Raw genomic sequence first — 21,572 nt, 5'->3', positions numbered from 1 at the left:
CGCCGGTCGGATAGTCCGTCACGTTCTGGTTGCCCCAGGGCGGTGACGGCAGCCATTTCGTGACGGACTATCCCGACGATCTAGGGTCGGGCACATGAGCGACGACATCCGCGGCAAGGTCCAGGCCATCCTCCCGAGCGTCCGGACGGACCTCGAGGACCTGGTGCGGATCCAGTCGGTCAGCGCGGACCCGGAGCGGCTCGGGGAGGTCGAGCGGAGCGCGCAGCGGACCGCCGAGCTGTTCGCGGCCGAGGGGGTCGACGTCGAGATCGTGCGCGCCTTCGAGGGCGCGCCGCCCGCTGTCGTCGGCGAGAAGAAGGGGCCGGAGGGCGCGCCGACCGTGCTGCTCTACGCCCACCACGACGTGCAGCCCGAGAACGACCACGCCGACTGGGACTCCGCGCCCTGGGAGCCGACCGAGCGCGACGGCCGCCTCTACGGCCGCGGCGCGGCCGACGACAAGGCCGGGATCATGGCGCACGTCGGCGCGCTGCGTGCGCTCGGCGACGACCTGCCCGTGACGGTCCGGCTCTTCATCGAGGGCGAGGAGGAGGTCGCGAGCGCGACGCTCCCGCAGCTGCTCGAGCAGTACCAGGACCGGCTGAAGGCCGACGTCATCGTGATCGCCGACTCCGGCAACTGGGACATCGGCGTGCCCGCGCTGACCACCAGCCTGCGCGGCCTGATCCGGGTCGACGTGGAGCTGCGCACGCTCACCCACGCGGTCCACTCCGGCATGTGGGGCGGCCTCGCGCCCGACGCGATCATGGCGCTGATCCGCGTGCTGAACTCGCTCTGGACCGAGGACGGCGCCCCCGCGGTCGCCGGGCTCGTCAGCGGCCCGGCCGCCCCGGTCGAGTACCCGGAGGACCGGCTGCGCGCCGAGTCCGGCGCCATCGACGGACTCTCCTGGGTCGGCCAGGGGTCGGCGGTCGAGCGACTCTGGACGCAGCCGGCGATCACGGTCACCGGCTTCGACGCCCCGAAGGTCGCGGGCGCCTCCAACACGCTCAGCCCGGTCGCGCGCGCCCGGGTCACGATCCGGATCGCGCCCGGCGACACCGCCGAGAACGCCGTCGCGCGGCTCGAGGCGCACCTGCGCGCGCACGTGCCGTGGGGCGCGTCGCTGGGCACGACCGTCGTCGACACCGGCGAGCCGATCGCGCTGCCGGCCGACGGCCCGGCGTACGACGCGGCGCGCGCGGCGTTCACCGAGGCCTGGGACGGCACCGCGCCCGTCGACATGGGCGTGGGCGGATCGATCCCGTTCATCGCGGAGTTCCTCGAGGCGTTCCCGGAGGCGAGCGTGCTCGTCACCGGCGTGGAGGACCCCGACACCCGTGCCCACGGTGCCAACGAGGGTCTGCACCTCGCGGAGTTCGAGCGGGTGGTGCTCGCCGAGGCGCTGCTGCTCAGGAACCTGGCGCGCTGACGCCGGCCGCGGCGGGCAGCCGCACCCGGAAGGTGCTGCCCGTCCCGAGCGCCGACTCGAGGTCGACCCGGCCGCCGTGCCGTGCGGCGAGCCGGCGCACGATCGCGAGCCCGAGGCCGGTGCCCGACTGCTGCGCCGCCTCGGGGTCCGCGGACCGGTAGAACTCCTCGAACACGTGCTGCTGGTCGGCGGCGGAGATGCCGATGCCGTCGTCGGTGCAGGTGAGCACGACCTCGCCGTCGTCGGCCTCGAGGCGTACGTCGACGTGGCCGCCGCCGCGCGTGTACTTCACCGCGTTGCCGACGAGGTTGGCGACGACGTGCTCGAGCTCGTGGGCGATCCCGAGCACCGGGGCGGGGCCGCCCGGCAGCGTGGTCGTCATGGTGATGCCCCGGGCCTGGGCCGGCCCGGTGTTGAGCTCGACGATGTCGGCGACGACGGGGGTGAGGTCGACCGGCCCGGCTCCGTCGAGGCCGGTGGCGTCCGCGGTGCGGTGCAGCACCAGCAGCTCCTCGACGACCCGTGAGAGGCGGGTGCTGCCGCGTCGGATCGCGGCGATGGCTGTGTGCGAGAGGTCGGAGAGGTTCGGGTCCTCCGCGAGGATCTCCAGGTAGCCGACGATGCTGGTCAGCGGCGTGCGCAGCTCGTGGGAGACCGTGGCGACCAGGTGGCTCTTGTACTCGGCGAGCTCCTGGAGCTCCCCGACCAGCTGGTGCTCCCGCTCGAACATCCGAGCGCTCGCGAGCGCTCGGCCGAGGTCGCGGCCGATGTCCAGGGCCATCGCGGCCTCGACCTCGCTCCACTCCGCGCCGCTCCGGCCGCGAGTCATGCCGATCCAGCCGAGGCACTCCCCGCCGGAGCCGAGCGGGGCCAGCAGCAGGGACCCCGCCGAGGTGGTGGAGAGGAACGCCATCACCTCGGCGTACGCCCCCGCGCCGAGCGGCTCCGGCGACTGCCGGTCGGGGGCGAACACGCCCACGTCCTGGCGGTCCCAGAGCGCCTCGGCGTACTGCTCGAGGAGGGCGATGGTCGTGGACGGCGGGATCACCGGGTCGTGGTCGTGGACGGCCCGCGGCTGCTCGCCGACCAGCTGGGTCCACAGCGCCTGGACCCGGAAGCCGTCGACGATCGCGGTCGCGCTCTCGGTCAGCGCCCGGGCGGCGGACATCGACGCCGAGGCGCGGCGCACGATGTCGGCCGCGGCCGCCGCCAGCCGCACCCGCTCGGCCATCCGCTCGCGCTCCAGCGTCGCGGCCACCGCCCCGCCGGCCTGGCGGGCGTAGACGTCGAGCAGCGCGCGCTTCCCCTCGTCGGGGATCAGGCCGTCGCGGGGCACGTCGAAGCCGAGGACCGCGAGCAGCCGGCCGCCGTCGTCGTACAGCGGCGCGACCAGCAGGTCCTCGGGGTGCCACGCGTCGTCGGGTACGTCGCGGGGCCCGTCGGAGGTCCAGCCCCACTTGTCGATGTCGAGCCCGTGCCGGTCGTGGCGCACGAACGTGAGCCGACCCCAGTCCTCGCCGTTGCGCATCGCATCGAGCAGTGGCTCGACCGGGGCCAGGGTGTCGAGCAGGGCGTCGCGCGCCTCCTGCGGCCCGACCACGCACAGCAGCTGGAGGTAGCCGTCGTCGCGGACCGCGCTCACGCCCACCACGTCGAAGCCGGCGACCTCGGCGATCGCCTCGATGATCGACTGCAGCGCCTCCTTGGACCGGTCGTCGGACCAGCGGGAGCCGCGGACCGGCCGCTCGTCTCCGGTGATGTCCGTCATGAGTCCGTCGAGTCGGTCATCGATCGGTCCCGTCAGGCGGCCGGCAGGTGCACCCGGAAGGTGCTGCCGTGGCCGAGCTCCGACTCGATCTCCAGGCGGCCGTCGTGGCGGTCGACGATCCGCCGCACGATGGCGAGACCGAGGCCGGTGCCCGGCTGGGAGATCGCGAGCGGGTTGGAGGAGCGGAAGAACTCGGTGCCGAGGCGCTCCCGGTCCGCCGCCGAGATGCCGATGCCCTCGTCGGCGCAGGTCAGCACGACCTCCGCCCCGACGTGCTCGAGGCGCACCGTGACGCTGCCCCCCTCGGGGGTGTACTTGACGGCGTTGCTGAGCAGGTTGGCGGTCACCCGGTCGAGCTCGTCGGCGTCGCCCAGGGCGACCACCGGGTGGTCCGGCAGCTCGACGCGCAGGTCGATCCGCTTCTGATCGGCGGCGAGGCCGACCAGGTCCACCACGTCGTCGACGACGTCGCGCAGGTCGACCGGGCGGGCGATGACGGGGTTGTCGGGGTCGCCCACCTTCGAGAGCAGCAGCAGGTCGTCGATGACCTTGACCATCCGCTGGGCGCCCCTCTCCATCGCGGCGAGCGACCCCTTCGCCGTACCGGAGAGGTCCGGCGACGACTCGAGCATCTCCAGGTAGCCGAGCACCGACGAGAGCGGGTTCTTCAGCTCGTGGGCGACGGTCGCGATCAGCTGGCCCTTGTAGGTGTCGAGCGCCCGGAACTCCTCGACGAGGCGGTGCTCGCGCTCGAAGGTGCGGGCGTTGAGGATCGCGCGGCCGAGGTCGTGGCCGATGTCGAGCGCGGTGGTCGCCTCCGACTCCGTCCACTCGGGGGCGCCGGGGAGGCGGGTCAGCACGAGGTTGCCGACGCACTCGGGGCCGGCGCCGAGCGGCACGAAGAGCAGCGAGCCCACGTCGATCCGGCGCATGAAGTCGACGACGAGCCGGCCCTGCGTCTCGTCGAGCGGCGGGCCGAACTCGCGCCCGGGTGCGATGATCGACGTCTGCTGCAGCCGCCAGGCCTCGTGCGCGGCGGCCTCGGCGATCTCGCGCAGCTCTCGGGTGAGGACGATCTCGGAGCCGTCGGTGGAGTAGATGTGGCCCAGCCCGTCGTCGCGCTGGCTGAACGTCTGGATCCACATCCCCGCTGCGCGGAAGCCCTCCACGAGCGCCTCGCGGCTGTCGGCGAAGATCCGCTCCAGGCTGAGCTGGGCGGTGGCCCGGCGGACGATCCGGCGCGCGGCCTGCGCCATCCGGACCTGCTCGGCGAGCTCCTCCCGCTCCAGCGCGACGACCACGGCGCGGCCGGCCTGCTCGGCGTACTTGTTGAGCACCGCGCGCTGCGCCTCGTCGGGGCGCCGCCCGGTCACCGGCAGGTCCATCGCGAGGCTGCCGCGGAGCACCCCCGCGTCGTCGTACAACGGCGCGAGCAGCAGGTCGAGCGGGTGCCAGGCGTCGGGGTGGTCGATCGGCTCGATGTCGGGCACCCAGCCCCAGGTCTGGCCGGCGGAGGGGTCGAGGCGCTCGTGGGGCACGAACCTGAGCAGCCCCCAGTCGTCGGCCTTCGTGAGCTCCTCCAGCATCCGGGCGACGGGGCTGCGGGTGCCCTCGAGCTCGGCCCGCGCCTGCTCGTTGCCGGCGATCGCGACCGACTCGAGCATGCCGTCCTCGCGGACCACGCTGATCGCGGCGATGCCGAATCCCGCCAGCTCGGTGACCCCCTCCGCGATGAGCTGCAGGGCATCGCGCGACGCGGCGTCCGCCAGTCGCGGACGCCGTTCGCGGGGTGCTGCGGGGGTGTCCCGAGGCATCGGTCCTCGTCTTCTCCGGGGTTCCCGCCTCATGGTAGAGGTCGGCTCGCGGCGAGACGGCCGGACCGGTGAGGTCGCCTCGACTGGGTGGCGCGGCGAGTCCGCCCTAGACTCGGGTCGTGCCCTTCCAATCCAGCCCCCGCAGGGGTGGCGACGGCAGGCTGACCGCGGCTCTCGACCCCCATGAGCAGGGACCTCAGGACGCCTGCGGGGTGTTCGGCGTGTGGGCTCCGGGTGAGGACGTCGCCAAGCTGACCTACTTCGGGCTCTACGCGCTGCAGCACCGCGGCCAGGAGTCCGCGGGCATCGCGGTGAGCAACGGCCGGCAGATCCTGGTCTACAAGGACATGGGCCTGGTCTCCCAGGTCTTCGACGAGACCACGCTCGAGTCGCTCAAGGGCCATCTCGCGATCGGCCACAGCCGATACTCCACGACCGGCGCGAGCACCTGGGAGAACGCCCAGCCGACCTTCCGGCCCACCGCCGACGGCTCGATCGCGCTCGGCCACAACGGCAACCTGATCAATACCCACGAGCTCGCGCAGATGGTCGTGGACCTGCCCGGCCCCGACGACGAGCTCGAGCTGCACACCCGGCCGGTCGAGTCGTCGACCAACGACACCGGCCTGGTCACCGCGCTGCTCGCGCACCACCCCGACACCTCGCTGGAGCAGCGCGCGCTGGAGGTGCTGCCGCTGCTGCGCGGGGCGTTCTGCTTCGTCTGGATGAACGAGGACACCCTGTACGCCGCGCGCGACCCGCAGGGGATCCGCCCGCTCGTGCTCGGTCGCCTCGAGCGCGGCTGGGTGGTCGCCAGCGAGGACGCCGCACTCGCCACGATCGGCGCCAGCGTGGTCCGCGAGGTCGAGCCCGGCGAGATGATCGTCATCGACGAGAACGGTCTCCGCTCGCACACCTTCGCCGAGCCCGCGCCCAAGGGCTGCGTCTTCGAGTACGTCTACCTGGCCCGCCCCGACGCCACGATCAGCGCCCGCTCGGTCCACGAGTCGCGGGTCGAGATGGGGCGCCAGCTCGCCCGGGAGTACCCCGTCGAGGCCGACCTGGTGATCCCGGTGCCCGAGTCGGGCACGCCCGCCGCGGCCGGGTACGCCGAGGAGGCCGGGATCCCGTTCGGCCAGGGCTTCGTGAAGAACGCCTACGTCGGACGCACCTTCATCCAGCCCAGCCAGACGCTGCGCCAGCTCGGCATCCGGCTCAAGCTCAACGCGCTGGAGCACATGATCCGCGGCAAGCGCGTCGTGGTCGTCGACGACTCGATCGTCCGCGGCAACACCCAGCGCGCCCAGGTGCGGATGCTCCGCGAGGCCGGGGCGCTCGAGGTGCACGTGCGGATCTCCAGCCCGCCCGTGAAGTGGCCGTGCTTCTACGGCATCGACTTCGCCACCCGCGCGGAGCTGATCGCCAACGGCCTGACCCCCGAGGAGATCGCCGCGAGCATCGGCGCGGACAGCCTCGGCTACATCTCGCTCGCCGGCATGGTCGCCGCCACCGGACAGTCGGCCGACCGGCTGTGCCAGGCGTGCTTCACCGGCGAGTACCCCGTGCCGCTGCCCGACGAGAGCCTGCTCGGCAAGCACCTGCTGGAGGCGACCCTGAGCTCGCCGACGGTCGGCAAGGCCCTGCCCGTCCTCAACAACCCGTGACCAACGGCCGGCACCGAGCCGGCCGTGAGTAGGAGCGTCGTGTCCGACCACAAGCCCAACGCGTACGCCGAGGCCGGGGTCTCGATCGAGGCCGGCGACAAGGCCGTCGAGCTGATGAAGGTCTGGATCGACAAGGCCCGTCGCCCCGAGATGATCGGCGGCATCGGCGGCTTCGCGGGCCTCTTCGACGCCTCCGCCCTGAAGTCCTACGAGCGGCCGCTGCTCGCGACCTCCGCCGACGGCGTCGGCACCAAGGTCGCGATCGCCCAGGCACTCGACAAGCACGACACGATCGGCTTCGACCTGGTCGGCATGCTCGTCGACGACCTCGTCGTCTGCGGTGCCGAGCCGCTCTTCCTCACCGACTACATCGCGACCGGCCGGGTGGTGCCCGAGCGGATCGCGGCGATCGTGAAGGGCATCGCCGAGGCCTGCGTCGAGGCCGGCTGCGCCCTGCTGGGCGGCGAGACGGCCGAGCACCCCGGGCTGCTCGGCCCCGACGAGTACGACGTGGCGGGCTCGACCACGGGCGTGGTCGAGGCCGACCGGCTGCTCGGCCCCGGGCGGGTCCGCCCCGGCGACGTCGTACTGGCGATGGAGGCCTCCGGTCTGCACTCCAACGGCTACTCGCTGGTGCGGCACGTGCTGCTCGCGACCGCGGGCTGGTCGCTCGACCGGCACGTCGACGAGCTCGGCCGGACCCTGGGCGAGGAGCTCCTCGAGCCCACCCGGATCTACGCGAAGGCCTGCCTCGCGCTCGCCGACCGGACCCGCACCCACGCGATGTCCCACGTCACCGGCGGCGGCCTGGCCGCGAACCTGGAGCGGGTGCTGCCGGTCGAGCTGACCGCGACCATCGACCGGGCGACGTGGACCCCCCAGCCGGTCTTCGACCTGGTCCGCCGGGTCGGCGACGTACCCCAGCCGGACCTCGAGATGACCCTGAACTGCGGTGTCGGCATGGTGGCGCTGACCGACCCCACCGACGCGGACGCAGCGATCGCGGTGCTCGGCGAGCACGGCGTCCGGGCCTGGATCGCGGGCGAGGTGAGCGCCGCCGCCGAGCGCGGCGGCACCGTCGAACTGGTCGGACAGCACCCCGGCTGGTGAGTTTCCGTGTGACTGGTCCGACTTCCGGTCGAACCGATGTGCGGGAACAGCCACCCAGCAGGTAGCGTTGGCCCCACGAGAACTCTTGAGACAGCCCGGGAGCCGAGAGCCCCGGCCGAGGTGCGAGGGGGTCGGACCCTATGGGGCGCGGCCGAGCGAAAGCCAAGCAGACGAAGGTCGCTCGCGACCTGAAGTACCGCACGCACGAGACGGACTTCGGTGCGCTTGCGCGTGAACTGCACGGGCAGAGCGAGCGAGATGACAGCGACCCGCCCGAGCCGGACGGGCTCGACGAGTGGTCGGACTACTCCGACTCGCGTCGCGACTGATTCTTCTCTAGCCCACCTGGCTGGTCCTCGGTGGGTGGGGCGACGGGCGCGGGTTCACTCTCCTGCGTGAGTCCGGTGGTCGAGGTGCGAAGGCGCGCTGGCGTCTGAGCCTCGAAACCACCTGGATGCGGGCATGCTCCGGGTGGTTGGTCGGGGCGGCCGCGCGGTAGCCGACCGGCTCCCGCCGTCAAGGACCTCGCTGGCGCTCGGCCGCTGCGCGGCGGCCTGCGGCCGTCCTTGACCGCGGGACCCTGCCGGTCGGCCGACGGGCGCGGTTGTCGGCACGGGCTCCGCCCGCGCCGCCGCTGACGCGGCCGCCCTCTTCCCCCGAGAACCATCACGCCGCGTGGAGGCGCGCCCGGGGACGCATCAGGTGTCACACCGGCACCCCGCCTCCCACCTGGCAGTCGATACCCGCACGACACGCCGTGTCGGCCCGGCGTGTCGTGCGGGTTCCGGCTGCCAGCAGCCGAAACCCCGCGACGACTACCGCGGCAGCCACATCCCGCGCAGCCGACCGACCTCACGCATCCGCCGCTCGGCGAGCCGGTCGGCGGCGATGGCGGGAGGTACGCCGTCGGACGCGGCGAGCTCGAGGACCCGCAGGGTGGTGTCGAAGATGCCCGTGGTGCGCTGGTGGGCGCGCTCGAAGCTGAACCCTTCGAGACGCTCGCTGCGCGAGCTCCTCAGGGACCGCCCTTCCGGATCCTCGCTGCGCGAGCTCCTCAGGGACCGCCCTTCGAGCTCGTCGGCGACCTGGATCAGGCCGCCGGCGTTCACGCAGTAGTCCGGCGCGTAGAGGATGCCGCGCTCCTCGAGCGACTTCTCGACGCCGGGGTGGGCGAGCTGGTTGTTGGCGGCGCCGCAGACGATCCGCGCCGAGAGTGCCTCGACGACGGTGTCGGTGAGCGCGTCGCCCATCGCGCAGGGCGCGTAGACGTCCAGCTGCGCGGCGACCAGCGCGGCCTCGGACGCCACCACCCGCACGGTCGGGAACTCCGACCGCACCCGCTCGACCGCCGGCTCCGACACGTCGGTGACGACCACCGAGGCGCCGTCCTCGACCAGGTGCCGCACCAGATGGCTGCCGACCTTGCCGACACCGGCGACACCGACCACCCGGCCCTCCAGCGACGGCCCGCCCCAGGCGACGGTCGCGGCCGCGCGCATGCCCTGGAAGACGCCGTACGACGTGAGCACCGAGCTGTCCCCGGCGCCGCCGTGGGCGACGGTCCGGCCGGTCACGAAGGAGCACTCGCGGGCGATGTCGTCCATGTCCACGGAGAAGGTGCCGACGTCGCACGCGGTGTAGTAGCGCCCGCCGAGGGACTGGACGTGCCGGCCGTAGGCGCGCAGCAGCGCCTCGCTCTTCGTCGTGGCCGGGTCCCCGATGATGACCGCCTTGCCGCCGCCGAGGTCGAGCCCGGCGAGCGCCGCCTTGTAGGACATGCCGCGCGAGAGGTTGAGCACGTCGCGCAGGGCGTCGGCGGTCGAGGCGTACGGGTGGAAGCGAGTGCCGCCCAGCGCCGGACCGAGGGCGGTCGAGTGGATCGCGATGATGGCCTTGAGGCCGGTGCCGGGGTCGTGGGCGAAGACGACCTGCTCGTGCTCGGACCCGGGTTCGAAGACGTCGGACATGGTGGTCCTGCTTTCTGGATCGGCCACGGGGTGGGTGGCGCAGTGGTCGGCACGCAGGGGTGGCGCGTGCCCTGCATCACACGGTAGTCCGGGCCTCCGGCCGCATGAAGACCAGGTCGCCGTGGGTCCCGTAGCCGGCGATCCGGCCACCGTGCCGGGTGCCGTCGAAGGCCACCAGCAGCCAGGAGTCGCCGACCGGCACCAGCGTCGGCCACGGGATGTTGGTCGGGTACGGCGCGGCCAGCGTGCCGGTCTCCCGCAGGTCCAGGTCGAAGACCGGGTAGCGCTCGCGCAGCCGCCGCCGGCTGTCCCGCCCGTCGCTGGCCAGCACCCGCCAGCCGTCGCCGAGCCGGACCAGCGTGGTGCCCTCGGTCGCGGTCCGGTCGGCCGCGGCGGCGCGCAGCGTCAGCGCGTCGAGTGAGGGTCCGCTCGCGAGCGCGGGATGGAAGACGAAGAACGCCGGGGCGCTCACGAAGCCGACCAGCCACTCCTCGCCGTCCCGCACCAGGTGCGGGTCCCACACCCCGACCGAGCGCAGCCCGTCCGTCGGCAGCACCAGCGGCCGGGTGTCGAGCAGGTGTCGTCCGCCGAGCAGGTCGGCCGAGGTCTCGGCCAGCGTGATGCCGACGGTCGCGCCGGGCCGGCGGCGGTCGAAGTCGCCCCACGTGCTGGTCGCGACCAGCCACCGGTCGCCGTCGCGCACCACGTGGGTGGCGTGGTCGCCGTACGCCCCGGGCGCGTCCGGCCGGCGGAAGAAGAGGTCCGACACGTGCTGGAGGTCCAGGCTGTCGACGTCGAGCGACCAGACCGACGTGTGGGCGGTGTCGAAGAAGCCGGGACCGGCACTCGTGGCCGACAACAGCACCCGGTCGCCGAGCCGGTACGGCGCGCCGTCGGTGTGGCTGACCAGCCGAACGTCGCGCAGGCCCAGCTGGCCGAACCGGCCGGCTCGCGGGGCGTCGCTCCCGAGCTCGCCCAGCCAGGCCTCGTCGCGGGTGTCGATCCGGCTCCGCAGGTCGACCTTGGCCCGCGCGGTCCAGGCGCCGCCGCCCCGGGTGAGCGCGGTGACGTGGGTGCCGGTCAGCGCCAGGGCGACCTCGTGCACCGGGCCGTCGGGCCGCGCGAGACGACGGGAGCGGTGCTCGGTGGTGCGCCCGCCGGTCGTCACCTCGAGCCAGACCGAGTCGCCGTCGTACCGCGCCACCAGCCGGTCGGAGCCGGACGCCAGCTCGAGCGACCCCGGGCCGGACACCGCGGCGTACGGTGCCACGACCTCGTCGAGCGACGAGCCCGGCACGACCAGGTCGACGGGGCGGCGACGGGCGACGACCTCGAAGCGGGGGAGCACCGCAGGATTCTCCCAGTCGCGGTCAGCCGTCGCGGGCGGTGGCCTGCTGGAGGGCCGACACGGCCAGGTCGACCTCGGCGGTGAGCTCGTCGAGCAGCTGCGCCGTGTCGTCGGTGCGCCCGGCGTGGCCGAGCGTCTCGAGCCGCTCGGCGATCGCGGCCACCCGCGGCAGGCCGAGGTTGAGCGCGCTGCCCTTGAGCTGGTGGGCCGAGGTGAGCAGCGCGTCGGCGTCGGCGCGCTCGACGGCGCCCCGGATCGCCAGCACCTGCCCGCCGACGCGGCCCATGAAGGACGCCGCGGTGCGCTCGAAGAACGACGTGCCGTCCTTGACCAGCGCCGCCAGCACCTCCACCCGCTCGGGGTCGAGGACGCCGGGTGGGGCGACCGCCTCGACCGACGACGGGCACGGCACGATCGGGGCCGCGGGCGGCAGGCCGGCCCAGGTCCGCAGCGCGCGCTCGACCTCGGCCACGTCGACGGGCTTGGTGAGGTAGTCGTCCATGCCGGCCTCGAGGCAGCGCTCACGCTCGCCCTCGAGCGCCGACGCGGTCATCGCGATGATCGGGACCCGCTGCCCGGCCGGCTCACGGGCGCGGATCCGGCGGGTCGCGTCGAAGCCGTCGAGCGTCGGCATCCGGCAGTCCATGAGCACCGCGGCGTACCCGTGCTCCCCGGTCAGCCGGTCCACGGCCGCCGCGCCGTCGTCGGCGACGTCGACCGTGCAGCCCAGGTGCTCGAGGAGGCCGGTCGCGACCAACTGGTTGACGGCGTTGTCCTCCACGACCAGCACCCGGAGGCCGAGGTCGGCACCGGCTGCCGCGCCGCGCTCCCCGGAGGAGGGGTGCGGGCGCGGGGCGAGCACGGCGAGCAGCGCGTCCTGCAGCTCGAGGTGCCGCACGGGCTTGCTCAGGCAGGTCCGGATCCCCGCGTCGGCCACCCGCTGCCGCGACACCTGCTCGGAGCTGAGCAGCAGCATCTCCGCGGGTGGCACCGCGGGGTCGGCCCGCACCAGCCCGGCGAGCTCGAGCCCGTCGATGTCGGGCATCCGCTGGTCGAGCACGATCACCTCGAACGGATCGCCGTGCCGCGCGGCCTCGCGCAGTACGTCCAGCGCGGCCTCGGAGGAGGCGACCGTGACCGCGCGCATGTGCCAGGCGGCCAGCTGGTGCTCGAGGATCATCCGGTTGGTCTCGTTGTCGTCGACGACCAGGATCCGGCGCCCGCGCAGCTGACCGGACCCGGCCACGTCGCGGTCCGCCGCGCTCGCGACCCGCCCGAGCCGGGCCGTGAACGAGAAGGTGCTGCCGACGTCCGGCTCGCTGCTCACCCACAGCTCGCCGCCCAGCGCGGCGACGAGCTGGCGGGAGATCGCGAGGCCGAGCCCGGTCCCGCCGTGTCGGCGGGTGGTCGACGGGTCGGCCTGGGTGAACGCGTCGAAGACCGACTCGCGGGCGTGCGGCGCGATGCCGACCCCGGTGTCGGTGACGTCGACGCGGAGCACCACGTCGCGCGGGGTCTGGCGCTCCACGTGGGCCTCGATCACGACCTCGCCGCGGTCGGTGAACTTCACCGCGTTGCTCCCGAGGTTGCTCACCACCTGGCCGAAGCGCACCGCGTCGCCGCGCACCACGAGGGGGACGTCGGGGTGGCACGCGACGACCAGCTCGAGTCCCTTCTCGTGGGCCGGCCCGCTGAGCACCGACGCGACCTGGTCGAAGGCGGCGCGGACGTCGAAGTCGGCCACCTCCAGCTCGAGCTTGCCCGACTCGATCTTGGAGAGGTCGAGGATGTCGTTGATGATCCCGAGGAGGGTCATCCCGGCGTTCTGCAGGTTGGCGGCCAGCCGGCGCTGGTGCTCGTCGAGGTCGGTGCGCAGCAGCAGGTCGGTCAGGCCGATGACGCCGTTCATCGGGGTCCGGATCTCGTGCGACATGGTCGCGAGGAACTCCGACTTGAGCCGGGAGGCCTCCATCGCGTCGTCGCGCGCCTCGGCGAGATGGGCGGCGCTGCGCTCGCGCTCGGCGACCACCGCGAGCTGGTGTCCGATCTGGGTCATCAGCTCGCGGGAGTTCTCGTCGGGCGGGATCTCGTCGGCGACCAGCTCCACGACGCAGACGACCTCGTGGCCGAGCAGCACCGGCATCGCGACCAGCCGGTGCGTCGCGGCCAGTGCCGACGGGATGCCCACCGCCACCTCGCGGGCCGCGCGGGCGACCTCCGCCAGGGAACGGTCCGGCTCGACGGCGACGCCGTCGCCGCGCATGTCGAACAGCTCCGGCTCGTCCCCCGGCCCGTCGTACAGATAGGCGCAGATCGTCGCCCAGGTGGTGTTCTCGGGGACGCCGGCGCCCATCATCACCAGCGCCTCGCGCAGGCTCGTCGCGCGGTTGGCGGCCATCGCCATCTGCTGGAGCAGGAAGAGCCTCCGCGTCGCCTCCGCCGCCTGCTCGTCGGCGGTGTGGAGATCGGTGATGTCCTGGGCGGTTCCGCTCATCCGGACCACCGTGCCGTCGGTGGCGCGCCGCACGACGCCGCGTCCGCGGACCCACCGCACCGCGCCGTCGCGCCGTACCACCCGGTGGTCGAACTCGTACTCGCCCACGGTGGACTCGGCGGCCTCCTGGATCGACGCCGCGGCGTGCTCGCGGTCGCCGGGGTGGACCAGGCGCAGGTACTCCTCGAAGTCCGGGCTGGTGCCGGACGGCACGTCGAAGATCCGGCACAGCTCGTCCGACCAGTGCACTCGGTCGGTCGCGACGTCCCACTCCCAGCTGCCGATGCGCGCGATCCGCTGCGCGGTGGCGAGCTGGTGCTCGCGCTCGACGAGTGCGTCGTGCCGCACCTTGCGCTCGGTGTGCGCCGTGACCCGGTGCAGCCAGCCCAGGCGGGTGCCGTCGTCGTCAGCGACCGGCGTGCAGCTGATCAGGCCCCACACCGAGCTGCCGTCGGGCCGCAGGAAGTAGGCGTCGACGTTGTCGACCCCCGTGCCGGTCGCGATCATCCGGGCCAGGGACCGCAGGAAGTCCTGCTGGCCCTGCGCGTCCATGGTGTCGACGACCGGGAGCCCCGCCATCTCCTCCGGGGCCCGGCCGAGGATGCCGGCCATCGCGTCGTTCGCCCAGCTGGTCACGCCCGCGTCGTCGATGAGCCACAGCCCGTCCGGGTTGGCCTCGAAGAGCCGTCGCAGCAGGGCGGGGTCGGCCCCCGGCCCCTTCTGACGCCCGCCGGTCATGGGTCATTCTTACCCGACCCGGGTGGGCCGGCGGGCAACACCATCTGCACGCTGGTACCGCGACCGGTGGCGGCGGTGATCGTGAGCGCTCCGCCCAGCTCGGCCGCGCGCTCCCGCATCGACCGCAGCCCGATCCCGGTGTCGTCGGCCTCGGAGATCCCGCGACCGTCGTCGGCGACGGTCAGGCTGAGCGCGTCGTCGTCGAGCCGCTCCAGCCGCACCGAGCAGTGGCCGGCGTCGGCGTGCCGGTGGGCGTTGAGCACCGCCTCGGCGGCCACGTGGTAGATCGTCACCTGACGCCGGCCGTCGATCAGGTCGGGCCGGTCGGCCGCCACGTCGATGTCCATACCGGTGCTGCTGAACCGCCGGGCCAGCGCGTCGAGCGCCTCGCCGAGCCGGCCCTCCTCCAGCGCCGGCGGCAGCAGGGACCGCGACATCAGCCGGATGTCCTGGGCGCGGTGGGTCAGCTCCTCCTGGAGGTGTCCGAGCAGCTCCGCGTCCGCCGCGGTCAGCGTCGACGTGCGCATCATCCCCGCGAGCGCGAGCGAGATGCCGGCGAGGGACGGACCGAGGCTGTCGTGCAGCTCACGGCGCAGCAACCGGCGCTCCTCCTGGCGTACGTCGAGCAGCCGACTGCGGGCCCGCTCCAGGTCGGCGTTGACCAGGGCGAGGTCGAGGGCGCTGGCGACCAGCCCGGAGATCTGCCGCACCAGCTGCAGGGTGCGCAGGTCGAGCCGCTCGCCCGGGGGCGGGCCCAGCCACAGCGTCCCGACCTGCCGCCCGCGACTGTGGAGCGGCACGGCGACCAGCCCGTCGGCCGGGGTGCCGGCCGTCACCGACAGCTGGGCGTCCATCGCCTCGACGACGACCGTGGCGAGGCGCAGGCTGCGGCGCAGCCCCTCGGTGAGGTCCTCGAGCACGCTCCGGTCGTCGCCCGGCCCGGCCTGGGCGCCCAGCCGCTCGAGCAACTGGCCCGCGTCGGACGCCGACCCGTAGACCAGCCGCTCCACCCGCTGCTGCAGCCAGCCCCGCACCGGCATCGCCGCCAGGGCGAGCAGGGCGACGGCGAACAGGCCCGCGTCTTCGCGCTCCACGGGCAGCAGCTGGCCGCCCAGCCACACGAGCACGACGTACGCCGCGATCACGAAGAGGGTGAGCAGCGCGCCGACGGTGGCCCGGGAGACCGCGAGGTCGAGGTTCCAGGTCGGCCGGCGCACCACGACGAAGATGGCCGCCGACAGCGCGAGCATCGCCGCGGTCAGGCCGGCGGCGCCGAGGGTCAGCGTCAGCCGGCCCAGGCTCAGCCCGATCTCGAAGCTGACGTAGGCCACCGTCGTCGTCAGCACGCTCACCAGCACCCAGCGCAGCGCCCGGCGGTCGCCCCCGGAGCTGCGCCGCACGCGCGCCGCGAGGTCGGCGACCGCCACGAGCCCCAGCAGCACGTAGACGGGGACGGCCCAGTCGTCGTAGGCCTGCGCCGCCTCGGCGACCCAGGTGCCGCCGGTGAGCGGGTTCGGGGGAGCGTCGGCCGTCTGCGTCAGGTAGCGCACCACCCCGGCCGAGATCGCCACCGCGGCTGCCAGCAGCGCCAGCACCCGCCGCAGCCCGGTCGGGGTCCGCGGGCCGATCAGGCACGGCACCAGCAGCACGCACGCCAGGACCCCCGTCACCCAGCCGGTGACGACGAGCTGGCTGAGCCAGGCGTACGCCGGCACGTCCGGGTGCTCGACCCCCAGTACGGCGTACTGGATACCGAACGCCGTCAGGCAGAACCCCAGCCCCACCAGCTCGAGCGCCCACCCGATCAGGTGTCCGCTCCGCACCACCACGAACGCCCCGAACGACGCGTAGACCACCGCGATCAGCAGGTCGGAGGGGTAGAACTGCCGGTGCACCACGAACGGCGGCCCGGGCGAGCCGATGTTGACGGTCGCCAGCACCAGCGAGACCAGGCCGAGCGCACAGACCGCCCCACCCACCGCCAGGGCGAGCGTCCGCTGCCCTCGCCCGGTCGCGGGCGCGACCCCGACGTCCAGCACGGCACCCTCCCCACCCACGCGACCGACCGTTGCGGGCTCATCGTGCCGCAGCCCGGCCGGGGGCGTCATCCGGATCGAGCAAGCGGATGCCGCCGGCCGACGTGAGGGCCGCGGGCCGGGGTCAGGTGGCCGGACCGGTCACCGGGGCCGGCTGCCCGCCGGGTGCCGACTCCAGGTACGCCGCCAGGTCGTCGACGTACCGGCTCCGCCAGTCCTCGTTCAGCGTGGTCGACTGCCGTCGCAGTGCGAGGACGGCGTCCGCCGCGGGTGCCGCGGCGCCGCGGATCAGCTCGGAGGCGCCGGCGACCGCGGCGGCCTGGTCGCGGACCCAGTCCTCGTAGACGAACCGGTGGGGCCGGATGCCGTTGGCCGCGAACCACGTCTCCCAGCCGAACGCGTCGGCGACGGCGTTCTGGTGCAGGGTGTTGATCAGCGCGAAGTCGTAGTGGGGGCGCGCGCCGTTGCCCGGATCGGTGCTGCGCCAGCAGTCGGTCTGGTAGGCGATCGCCCAGGACACCGCCTGCGCGATCACGTCCCTGCGCTCGGTGAGGATGAAGTGCTGCAGCCGCGGGAAGTGGCGCCGGAGCAGGTCCAGGTCCGTTCCGGTGTCGCCGTGTCGGGCGCGCAGCCTCGCCATCAGCCGCGCCAGGTGCCGCCACATCAGGTTGATCCCGGCCACGCCGTTCGGGGTCGCCGCGCGCGCCGTCACGTGCTCGAGGTAGGCGTCGTAGGAGGTGAAGGCGTGCGTTCGTTGCGCCTCGGCCTCGACCTGCATGTTGAACGGCTCGACGATCGGCCTGCCGAGCTCGCCGGTGTGCTCCAGGAGGGTGGAGAGCAGCGTGCTCCCCGTCCGCTCGACACTGCAGATGATGTAGTTGACCACGCGTGCCGCCTCGTGTCGTGCGTTGGAAGTTGTTGAACGGTTGGCGTGCTCCCGGTGCGTGCGCGGCCAGGCGCCGGAGCGCCGCCATACCCGCTCGTCTCGCAAGCGACGGCAACGCAGCAGAGCGCGTGCCATGGGTGCGCGAAGCGCACCAGAACCTCCGACGCACGGCACTAGGTGCCGGCCACGTGGGTCGGGACGCCGGACGCCCGGGGGTCGGGCCGGAGCGAGACGCGGTGCGCGAGGAGCCGGTCGGTCGCCGGGTCCTCCGGCGGGGCGAGGTCGAGGACGGGCCAGAGCCAGTCGGCGTAGGCCTCCCGGGCCGCCGGACCGCGCTCGTCGCGGAACTCGGCCGGGAGGGGTCTGGACCGGCCCGCCACGTCGTCCAGCTGGACGGCGGCGACCTGGACGGCGTACGGGTCGGCGCCGGTCCGCTCGGTGCCGACCATCACGCCCGAGCGCCGCTCGAGGACCAGCCGGGCGGCGGCGCGGCCCACCTGGCGGGCCACCTCGAGGTCGATCCGGCTCGCCAGGGCGTGCGCGCTGCGCTGCTGGGTGCCGAGGACCTCCCCGCGGGCGGGTATGCCGAGCGCGTCGGTCAGGGCCCGCGCGAGTCGGCGTGCGACGCCGCCGTAGAGCGGCTTGCTGTGGTTCTGCAGGTGGTAGCCGCCCTCGTCGTCGCGGAAGGCGAAGCCCTCGCTGCACACGACGAAGGCACGGCCCCGGGACGCGAGGGCGTCGCCGACCGCGGCCACGATGTGCTCCTCCGGCACGGTGCTCTCGGGCACGAGGCACAGGTCGGGGGCGAGGTCGGGGGCCAACCTCGCGACGGTCGCCCCGGCGGCCGCGGCCAGCCAGCCGGTGCCTCGCCCCATCGTCTCGACGATCCGGATCGGGTCCACCGACGCGATCGACCGGTGATCCCGGGCGATCCCGGAGACGGTGAGGGCGAGGTAGCGAGCGGCGGAGGCGAACCCGGGGGAGAAGTCGACGCCGTAGAGGTCGTTGTCCACGGTCTTGGGGATGCCGACCACGGTGAGGTCGTCGCCCTCGGCGCGGGCCCGGGAGGCGATCGCGCCCAACAGCGCCATCGTGCCGTTGCCGCCGGCCAGCACGAGCGCGGTGGCGCGCGCCTCGCGCAGCCGTCGGACGATCGCGTCGACGTCCGCCGGGGTCGTCTGCCGCCGGCCGCTGATCAGGTCCAGTCCGGTCGACGGCCGGCCTCCGCGGGCGCCGCCCGCCCGGCTCGCGAACGCGCCGTCGACCAACCCGGTGGGTCCGCCGACGACGGTCAGGACGTCGTGGGTGTCCCGCAGCTCCTCGTGGCAGGAGCGCACACTGAGGTCCACCGCCACCGTCGGCGCGCCCGCCATGCCGACCACGACCGTCTCTCGCACCAGCCCCCCAGGAACGCCTCCGTGACGAATGCCCCACGCGGTCGGAGGGGCATGCTCTAGCGTTCCATCTCGGCGGCGCCGACGGGGAGGAAACGGGATTGAGCTCCACTCGACCGGAGGCCCCCGTGGCGCGGCTGGGTCCGGGCTGGGCCCGGATGGACGCCGCGTCGCCGGTGTGGTCCGTGGCGTTCGGCAGCTCGGCGATCGGCGACTTCCTCGCCGGCGCGGGCGCCGACGGCCTGATCCGCCTGTGGGACGCACGCTCGGGTGCGCTGCTCGTGGAGCCGCTGGCCGGGCACGTCGGCTCGGTCCTCGCGCTGTCGGTCGCTCCGGCCGACGGCCCGACCCTGATCGTCTCCGGTGGCGTCGACGGGACCGTCCGGCTGTGGGACGCGGACTCGCCCGGGGCTGCACCGGTGGCGCTGACCGGCCACGTGGGCGGTGTCCGGGCCGTCGCCTTCGGCCGGGTGGACGACGAGATCCTGCTCGCCAGTGCGGGCGCCGACGGCACGGTCCGGCTCTGGGACCCCGTCCGCGGCCGGCCGCTGCGCGAGCCGCTCCGGGGTCACTCGGGCTCGGCGCTGTCGGTGGCCTTCGCGCGCCGGGCAGGGCGCTCGGTTCTCGCGTCGGGCGGAGACGACCTCACCGTCCGTCTCTGGGACGTCGGCACGGGAGCGCCGATCGGGGAGCCGCTCTCCGGCCACCACGGGAGCGTCCGGGCGCTGGCCGTGTCGGAGTCGAGCGACCGCGACCCGGTCCTCGCGTCGGCCGGCGACGACGGCACCATCCGCCTGTGGCGGCTGGGAGACGGGACCCAGCTGGCGCCGCCGCTGCAGGGGCACACGGGGACCGTCCGGGCCGTCGCGTTCACCCGGATCGCCGGGGTCGAGGTGGTCGCCTCGGGGGGCATCGACGGGACGATCCGGATGTGGAGCCCCGTCGACGGGAGCGCCCTTCCCGACCTCGTGACCGACGTCGGTGGCGGTGACCTCCGCGGCATCGCGTTCGGCGCCTGGGCCGGGCTGCCCTGGCTGGCCGCGGGGTTGGGTGGCGGCTGCGTCGCCTCCGCGGTCGAGGAGCAGTTCGACCCCAGGGACGTCGCACGGGCCGCGCTGAGCCGGGCCCCGATCGTCTCGGCGGACGACGTCCTGTCCGGCGACGAGCTCGGCCGGCGGATCCTGGCCCGGCACCTGCTGGGGGTCCTCGAGCAGCTCACCGACCCGTCCGAGGCGAGCGTCCAGCGCAGCGTCGTCGTCAGCATCGACGGACGGTGGGGCGCCGGGAAGACCACCCTGGCCCGCGTCCTCGTGGACGAGCTGCGGGCCGACCGCGCCGCGGGTCGCGAGCGCAGCGCCGGTCGGGTCGCCCTCGACGACCCCGTCCCGATCTGGTTCGACGCGTGGCGTGAGTCGGCGGTGGCGCCGCACTGGTGGGCGCTCGCCTCGGCGGTCAACCGCGGCATCCGCGCCGAGCGCAGCGCCCCGGTGCGCCTCGCCATGTCGCTCAGCGGCGTCGCGCAGCGCATCGTCCGCTCCCCGGTCTCGGTGACGGCCGTCGCGCTGGTCGCGGTCGTCGTCGGCGCCTCGATGCTCCTCGGGCACGCGGCGCCCGACCGCATCGACGACACGCTGACGACGCTGGCCGGCTTCCTCACCACCGTGACCGCGCTGGTGGCCACCGCCGCGGTAGCGACCCGATCGCTGTTCTGGGCCTCGCCGGTGCTCGGGAAGCTGCACCTCCGGGCCGAGACGAACCCGCTCGGGGAGGTCGCCGACCTGGTGCGGACGCTGCGCCGATGGAGCCCCCGGGTCGGCGCCGAGACCTGGGTGGGACTGGCCGCCGCGTCGGCGTCCGCGGTTGCCGGTGTCGCCGCGGTCGGGCTGGCGGCCCTGCTGCCCTGGACGGGCGACCGCGTGTGGGCGTGGGTGGCTGTCGGGGTCGCCGCGTGCCTCTCCCTCGTGACCGGGATGTGCTGGGCCTGCCGCTCCTCGCGTCGGCTCGCGCCCCGGCGTCCGATCGTCCTGGTCGTCGACGAGCTCGACCGGTGTGGCGCGGCGACCGTCGTCGCCTATCTGGAGACCATCCACACGCTGTTGCGCGATCAACCGGACCTGATGTCCCCGCGGTGGTACGGCAGGTCGAGCACGCCGCCGCTGATCGTCCTCGTCCCCGCCGACGGTCGCTGGATCCGGGCCGCCTTCACCTCGGCGTACGAGGAGTTCGGCGGGCTCGGCTCGCCCACCCGCAGCCTGGGCGGCGACTTCCTGCAGAAGCTGTTCGACCACACCGTGCTGGTGCCGGAGCTGACCGTGGAACAGGCCACCCGGCTGCTGCGCGCCATCACCGCCCGGCCGGGTGCCCAGGCCCCGCCCCGCCGCGGATCCGGGAGCCCGGCGCCGGGCCCGGCGGCCACGCCCGTGCCCGGCCTCGGGGCGCACCCGAACGGGGTCCCCGGCGGAGTCCCCGACGGGGCGTCCGACGGACTGCTGGACGGGCTGGAGTCGGCGGCCGGTCCGGCGCAGACGCACCGGCGCGAGGAGCACCTGCTGGCCGACTACGCCGACATCGTGCCGGCGAATCCGCGGCTGATCCGGCGCGTCGCGAACGCCTGGGCGATGCTGGAGGCGTTGAAGCTCCACCTGGGGCACGACGAGCCCGACGACGTCGTCGTCCGCGCCGCGATCCTCTTCGTGGCCTACCCGAGCCTGGTCGACCAGCTCCTGGACCGACCGATGCCGCCCGAGATCCACGCACCGGGGGCCGCGCCGGCCGACCCGGCCGCCGATCCCTGGTCGCGTCCCGACGTCGTCGGGGTCCTGCGCCGACGCGACGGCACCCTCGTCGACGCCCGGTCGATCGGTGCCTGCTACGGGAAGCTCTTCCCGGCCGCGCACCCCGCCTGAGCGAACGGGACGGGG

13 protein-coding genes are annotated in these 21,572 nt (G+C 74.1%); 5 read left to right on the top strand and 8 right to left on the bottom strand.

Going from position 1 to position 21,572, the window contains the following annotated elements; translation table 11 throughout:
* Window positions 1–94: 94 nt before the first annotated feature.
* On the top strand, window positions 95–1,432 hold the full coding sequence (locus KM427_RS23305; RefSeq protein ID WP_215525488.1) for a dipeptidase: 1,338 nt from the start codon (window positions 95–97) through the stop codon (window positions 1,430–1,432).
* Here the strand turns inward: KM427_RS23305 and KM427_RS23300 are convergent.
* Complete coding sequence (locus KM427_RS23300) at window positions 1,413–3,200, bottom strand: GAF domain-containing sensor histidine kinase (RefSeq protein WP_215525487.1); 1,788 nt, start codon at window positions 3,198–3,200, stop codon at window positions 1,413–1,415. The genes KM427_RS23305 and KM427_RS23300 overlap by 20 nt on opposite strands.
* A gap of 32 nt (window positions 3,201–3,232) precedes the next feature.
* The gene (locus KM427_RS23295) at window positions 3,233–5,014 is read right to left on the bottom strand and encodes a sensor histidine kinase (protein WP_183595284.1); all 1,782 of its coding nucleotides are present in this window, start codon (window positions 5,012–5,014) and stop codon (window positions 3,233–3,235) included.
* A 119-nt stretch (window positions 5,015–5,133) separates the two neighbouring features.
* Here KM427_RS23295 and purF point away from each other — a divergent pair, with 119 nt between their 5' ends.
* The 3 genes from purF to KM427_RS23280 all read left to right on the top strand — a co-directional run bounded on the left by purF (window position 5,134) and on the right by KM427_RS23280 (window position 8,117).
* Window positions 5,134–6,678, top strand: a complete 1,545-nt coding sequence (gene purF / locus KM427_RS23290; protein ID WP_215525486.1) for an amidophosphoribosyltransferase — start codon at window positions 5,134–5,136, stop codon at window positions 6,676–6,678.
* A gap of 39 nt (window positions 6,679–6,717) precedes the next feature.
* Window positions 6,718–7,788: a phosphoribosylformylglycinamidine cyclo-ligase gene (purM, locus tag KM427_RS23285; RefSeq protein ID WP_215525485.1), complete on the top strand. Its 1,071-nt coding sequence runs from the start codon at window positions 6,718–6,720 to the stop codon at window positions 7,786–7,788.
* A gap of 140 nt (window positions 7,789–7,928) precedes the next feature.
* On the top strand, window positions 7,929–8,117 hold the full coding sequence (locus KM427_RS23280; protein ID WP_183595287.1) for a DUF3073 domain-containing protein: 189 nt from the start codon (window positions 7,929–7,931) through the stop codon (window positions 8,115–8,117).
* 486 nt (window positions 8,118–8,603) lie between these two features.
* On the opposite strand, the gene KM427_RS23275 is transcribed toward KM427_RS23280, so the two are convergent.
* From KM427_RS23275 to KM427_RS23250, 6 genes are all read right to left on the bottom strand, one after another.
* Window positions 8,604–9,755 carry a Glu/Leu/Phe/Val family dehydrogenase gene (locus KM427_RS23275; RefSeq protein WP_215525484.1) on the bottom strand — a complete coding sequence of 384 codons (1,152 nt, stop codon included), beginning with the start codon at window positions 9,753–9,755 and terminating at the stop codon, window positions 8,604–8,606.
* Window positions 9,756–9,831: 76 nt separating this feature from the next.
* Window positions 9,832–11,103, bottom strand: coding sequence for a hypothetical protein (locus tag KM427_RS23270; RefSeq protein ID WP_215525483.1), 1,272 nt, complete (start codon window positions 11,101–11,103; stop codon window positions 9,832–9,834).
* Between the two features lie 22 nt (window positions 11,104–11,125).
* Window positions 11,126–14,335 carry a response regulator gene (locus KM427_RS23265; protein WP_215525482.1) on the bottom strand — a complete coding sequence of 1,070 codons (3,210 nt, stop codon included), beginning with the start codon at window positions 14,333–14,335 and terminating at the stop codon, window positions 11,126–11,128.
* Window positions 14,332–16,392: a sensor histidine kinase gene (locus KM427_RS23260; protein WP_215525481.1), complete on the bottom strand. Its 2,061-nt coding sequence runs from the start codon at window positions 16,390–16,392 to the stop codon at window positions 14,332–14,334. The genes KM427_RS23265 and KM427_RS23260 overlap by 4 nt, the downstream gene beginning before the upstream one ends.
* Window positions 16,393–16,495: 103 nt before the next feature.
* The gene (locus tag KM427_RS23255; protein WP_215525480.1) at window positions 16,496–17,257 is read right to left on the bottom strand and encodes a Stf0 family sulfotransferase; all 762 of its coding nucleotides are present in this window, start codon (window positions 17,255–17,257) and stop codon (window positions 16,496–16,498) included.
* Between the two features lie 173 nt (window positions 17,258–17,430).
* A complete protein-coding gene (locus KM427_RS23250; RefSeq protein ID WP_215525479.1) occupies window positions 17,431–18,654 on the bottom strand; it encodes a 6-phosphofructokinase in 1,224 nt (407 codons plus the stop codon).
* A gap of 98 nt (window positions 18,655–18,752) precedes the next feature.
* On the opposite strand from KM427_RS23250, the gene KM427_RS23245 reads away from it, so the two are divergent.
* On the top strand, window positions 18,753–21,557 hold the full coding sequence (locus KM427_RS23245) for a P-loop NTPase fold protein (RefSeq protein ID WP_215525478.1): 2,805 nt from the start codon (window positions 18,753–18,755) through the stop codon (window positions 21,555–21,557).
* Window positions 21,558–21,572: the final 15 nt, after the last annotated feature.

The organism is Nocardioides sp. LMS-CY (assembly GCF_018732145.1).
GTDB lineage: Bacteria > Actinomycetota > Actinomycetes > Propionibacteriales > Nocardioidaceae > Nocardioides > Nocardioides soli.
The sequence above is the reverse complement of the archived record's forward strand: the minus strand, read 5'-3'. Positions and strand labels throughout refer to the sequence as shown.

What these genes read in the sequence shown, in the direction of transcription:
- KM427_RS23275 (WP_215525484.1), bottom strand. Translation starts at nt 9,755, where the DNA reads ATGTCCGACGTCTTCGAACCCGGGTCCGAGCACGAGCAGGTCGTCTTC.
- KM427_RS23265 (WP_215525482.1), bottom strand. Translation starts at nt 14,335, where the DNA reads ATGACCGGCGGGCGTCAGAAGGGGCCGGGGGCCGACCCCGCCCTGCTG.
- KM427_RS23305 (WP_215525488.1), top strand. Translation starts at nt 95, where the DNA reads ATGAGCGACGACATCCGCGGCAAGGTCCAGGCCATCCTCCCGAGCGTC.
- KM427_RS23295 (WP_183595284.1), bottom strand. Translation starts at nt 5,014, where the DNA reads ATGCCTCGGGACACCCCCGCAGCACCCCGCGAACGGCGTCCGCGACTG.
- KM427_RS23300 (WP_215525487.1), bottom strand. Translation starts at nt 3,200, where the DNA reads ATGACGGACATCACCGGAGACGAGCGGCCGGTCCGCGGCTCCCGCTGG.
- KM427_RS23280 (WP_183595287.1), top strand. Translation starts at nt 7,929, where the DNA reads ATGGGGCGCGGCCGAGCGAAAGCCAAGCAGACGAAGGTCGCTCGCGAC.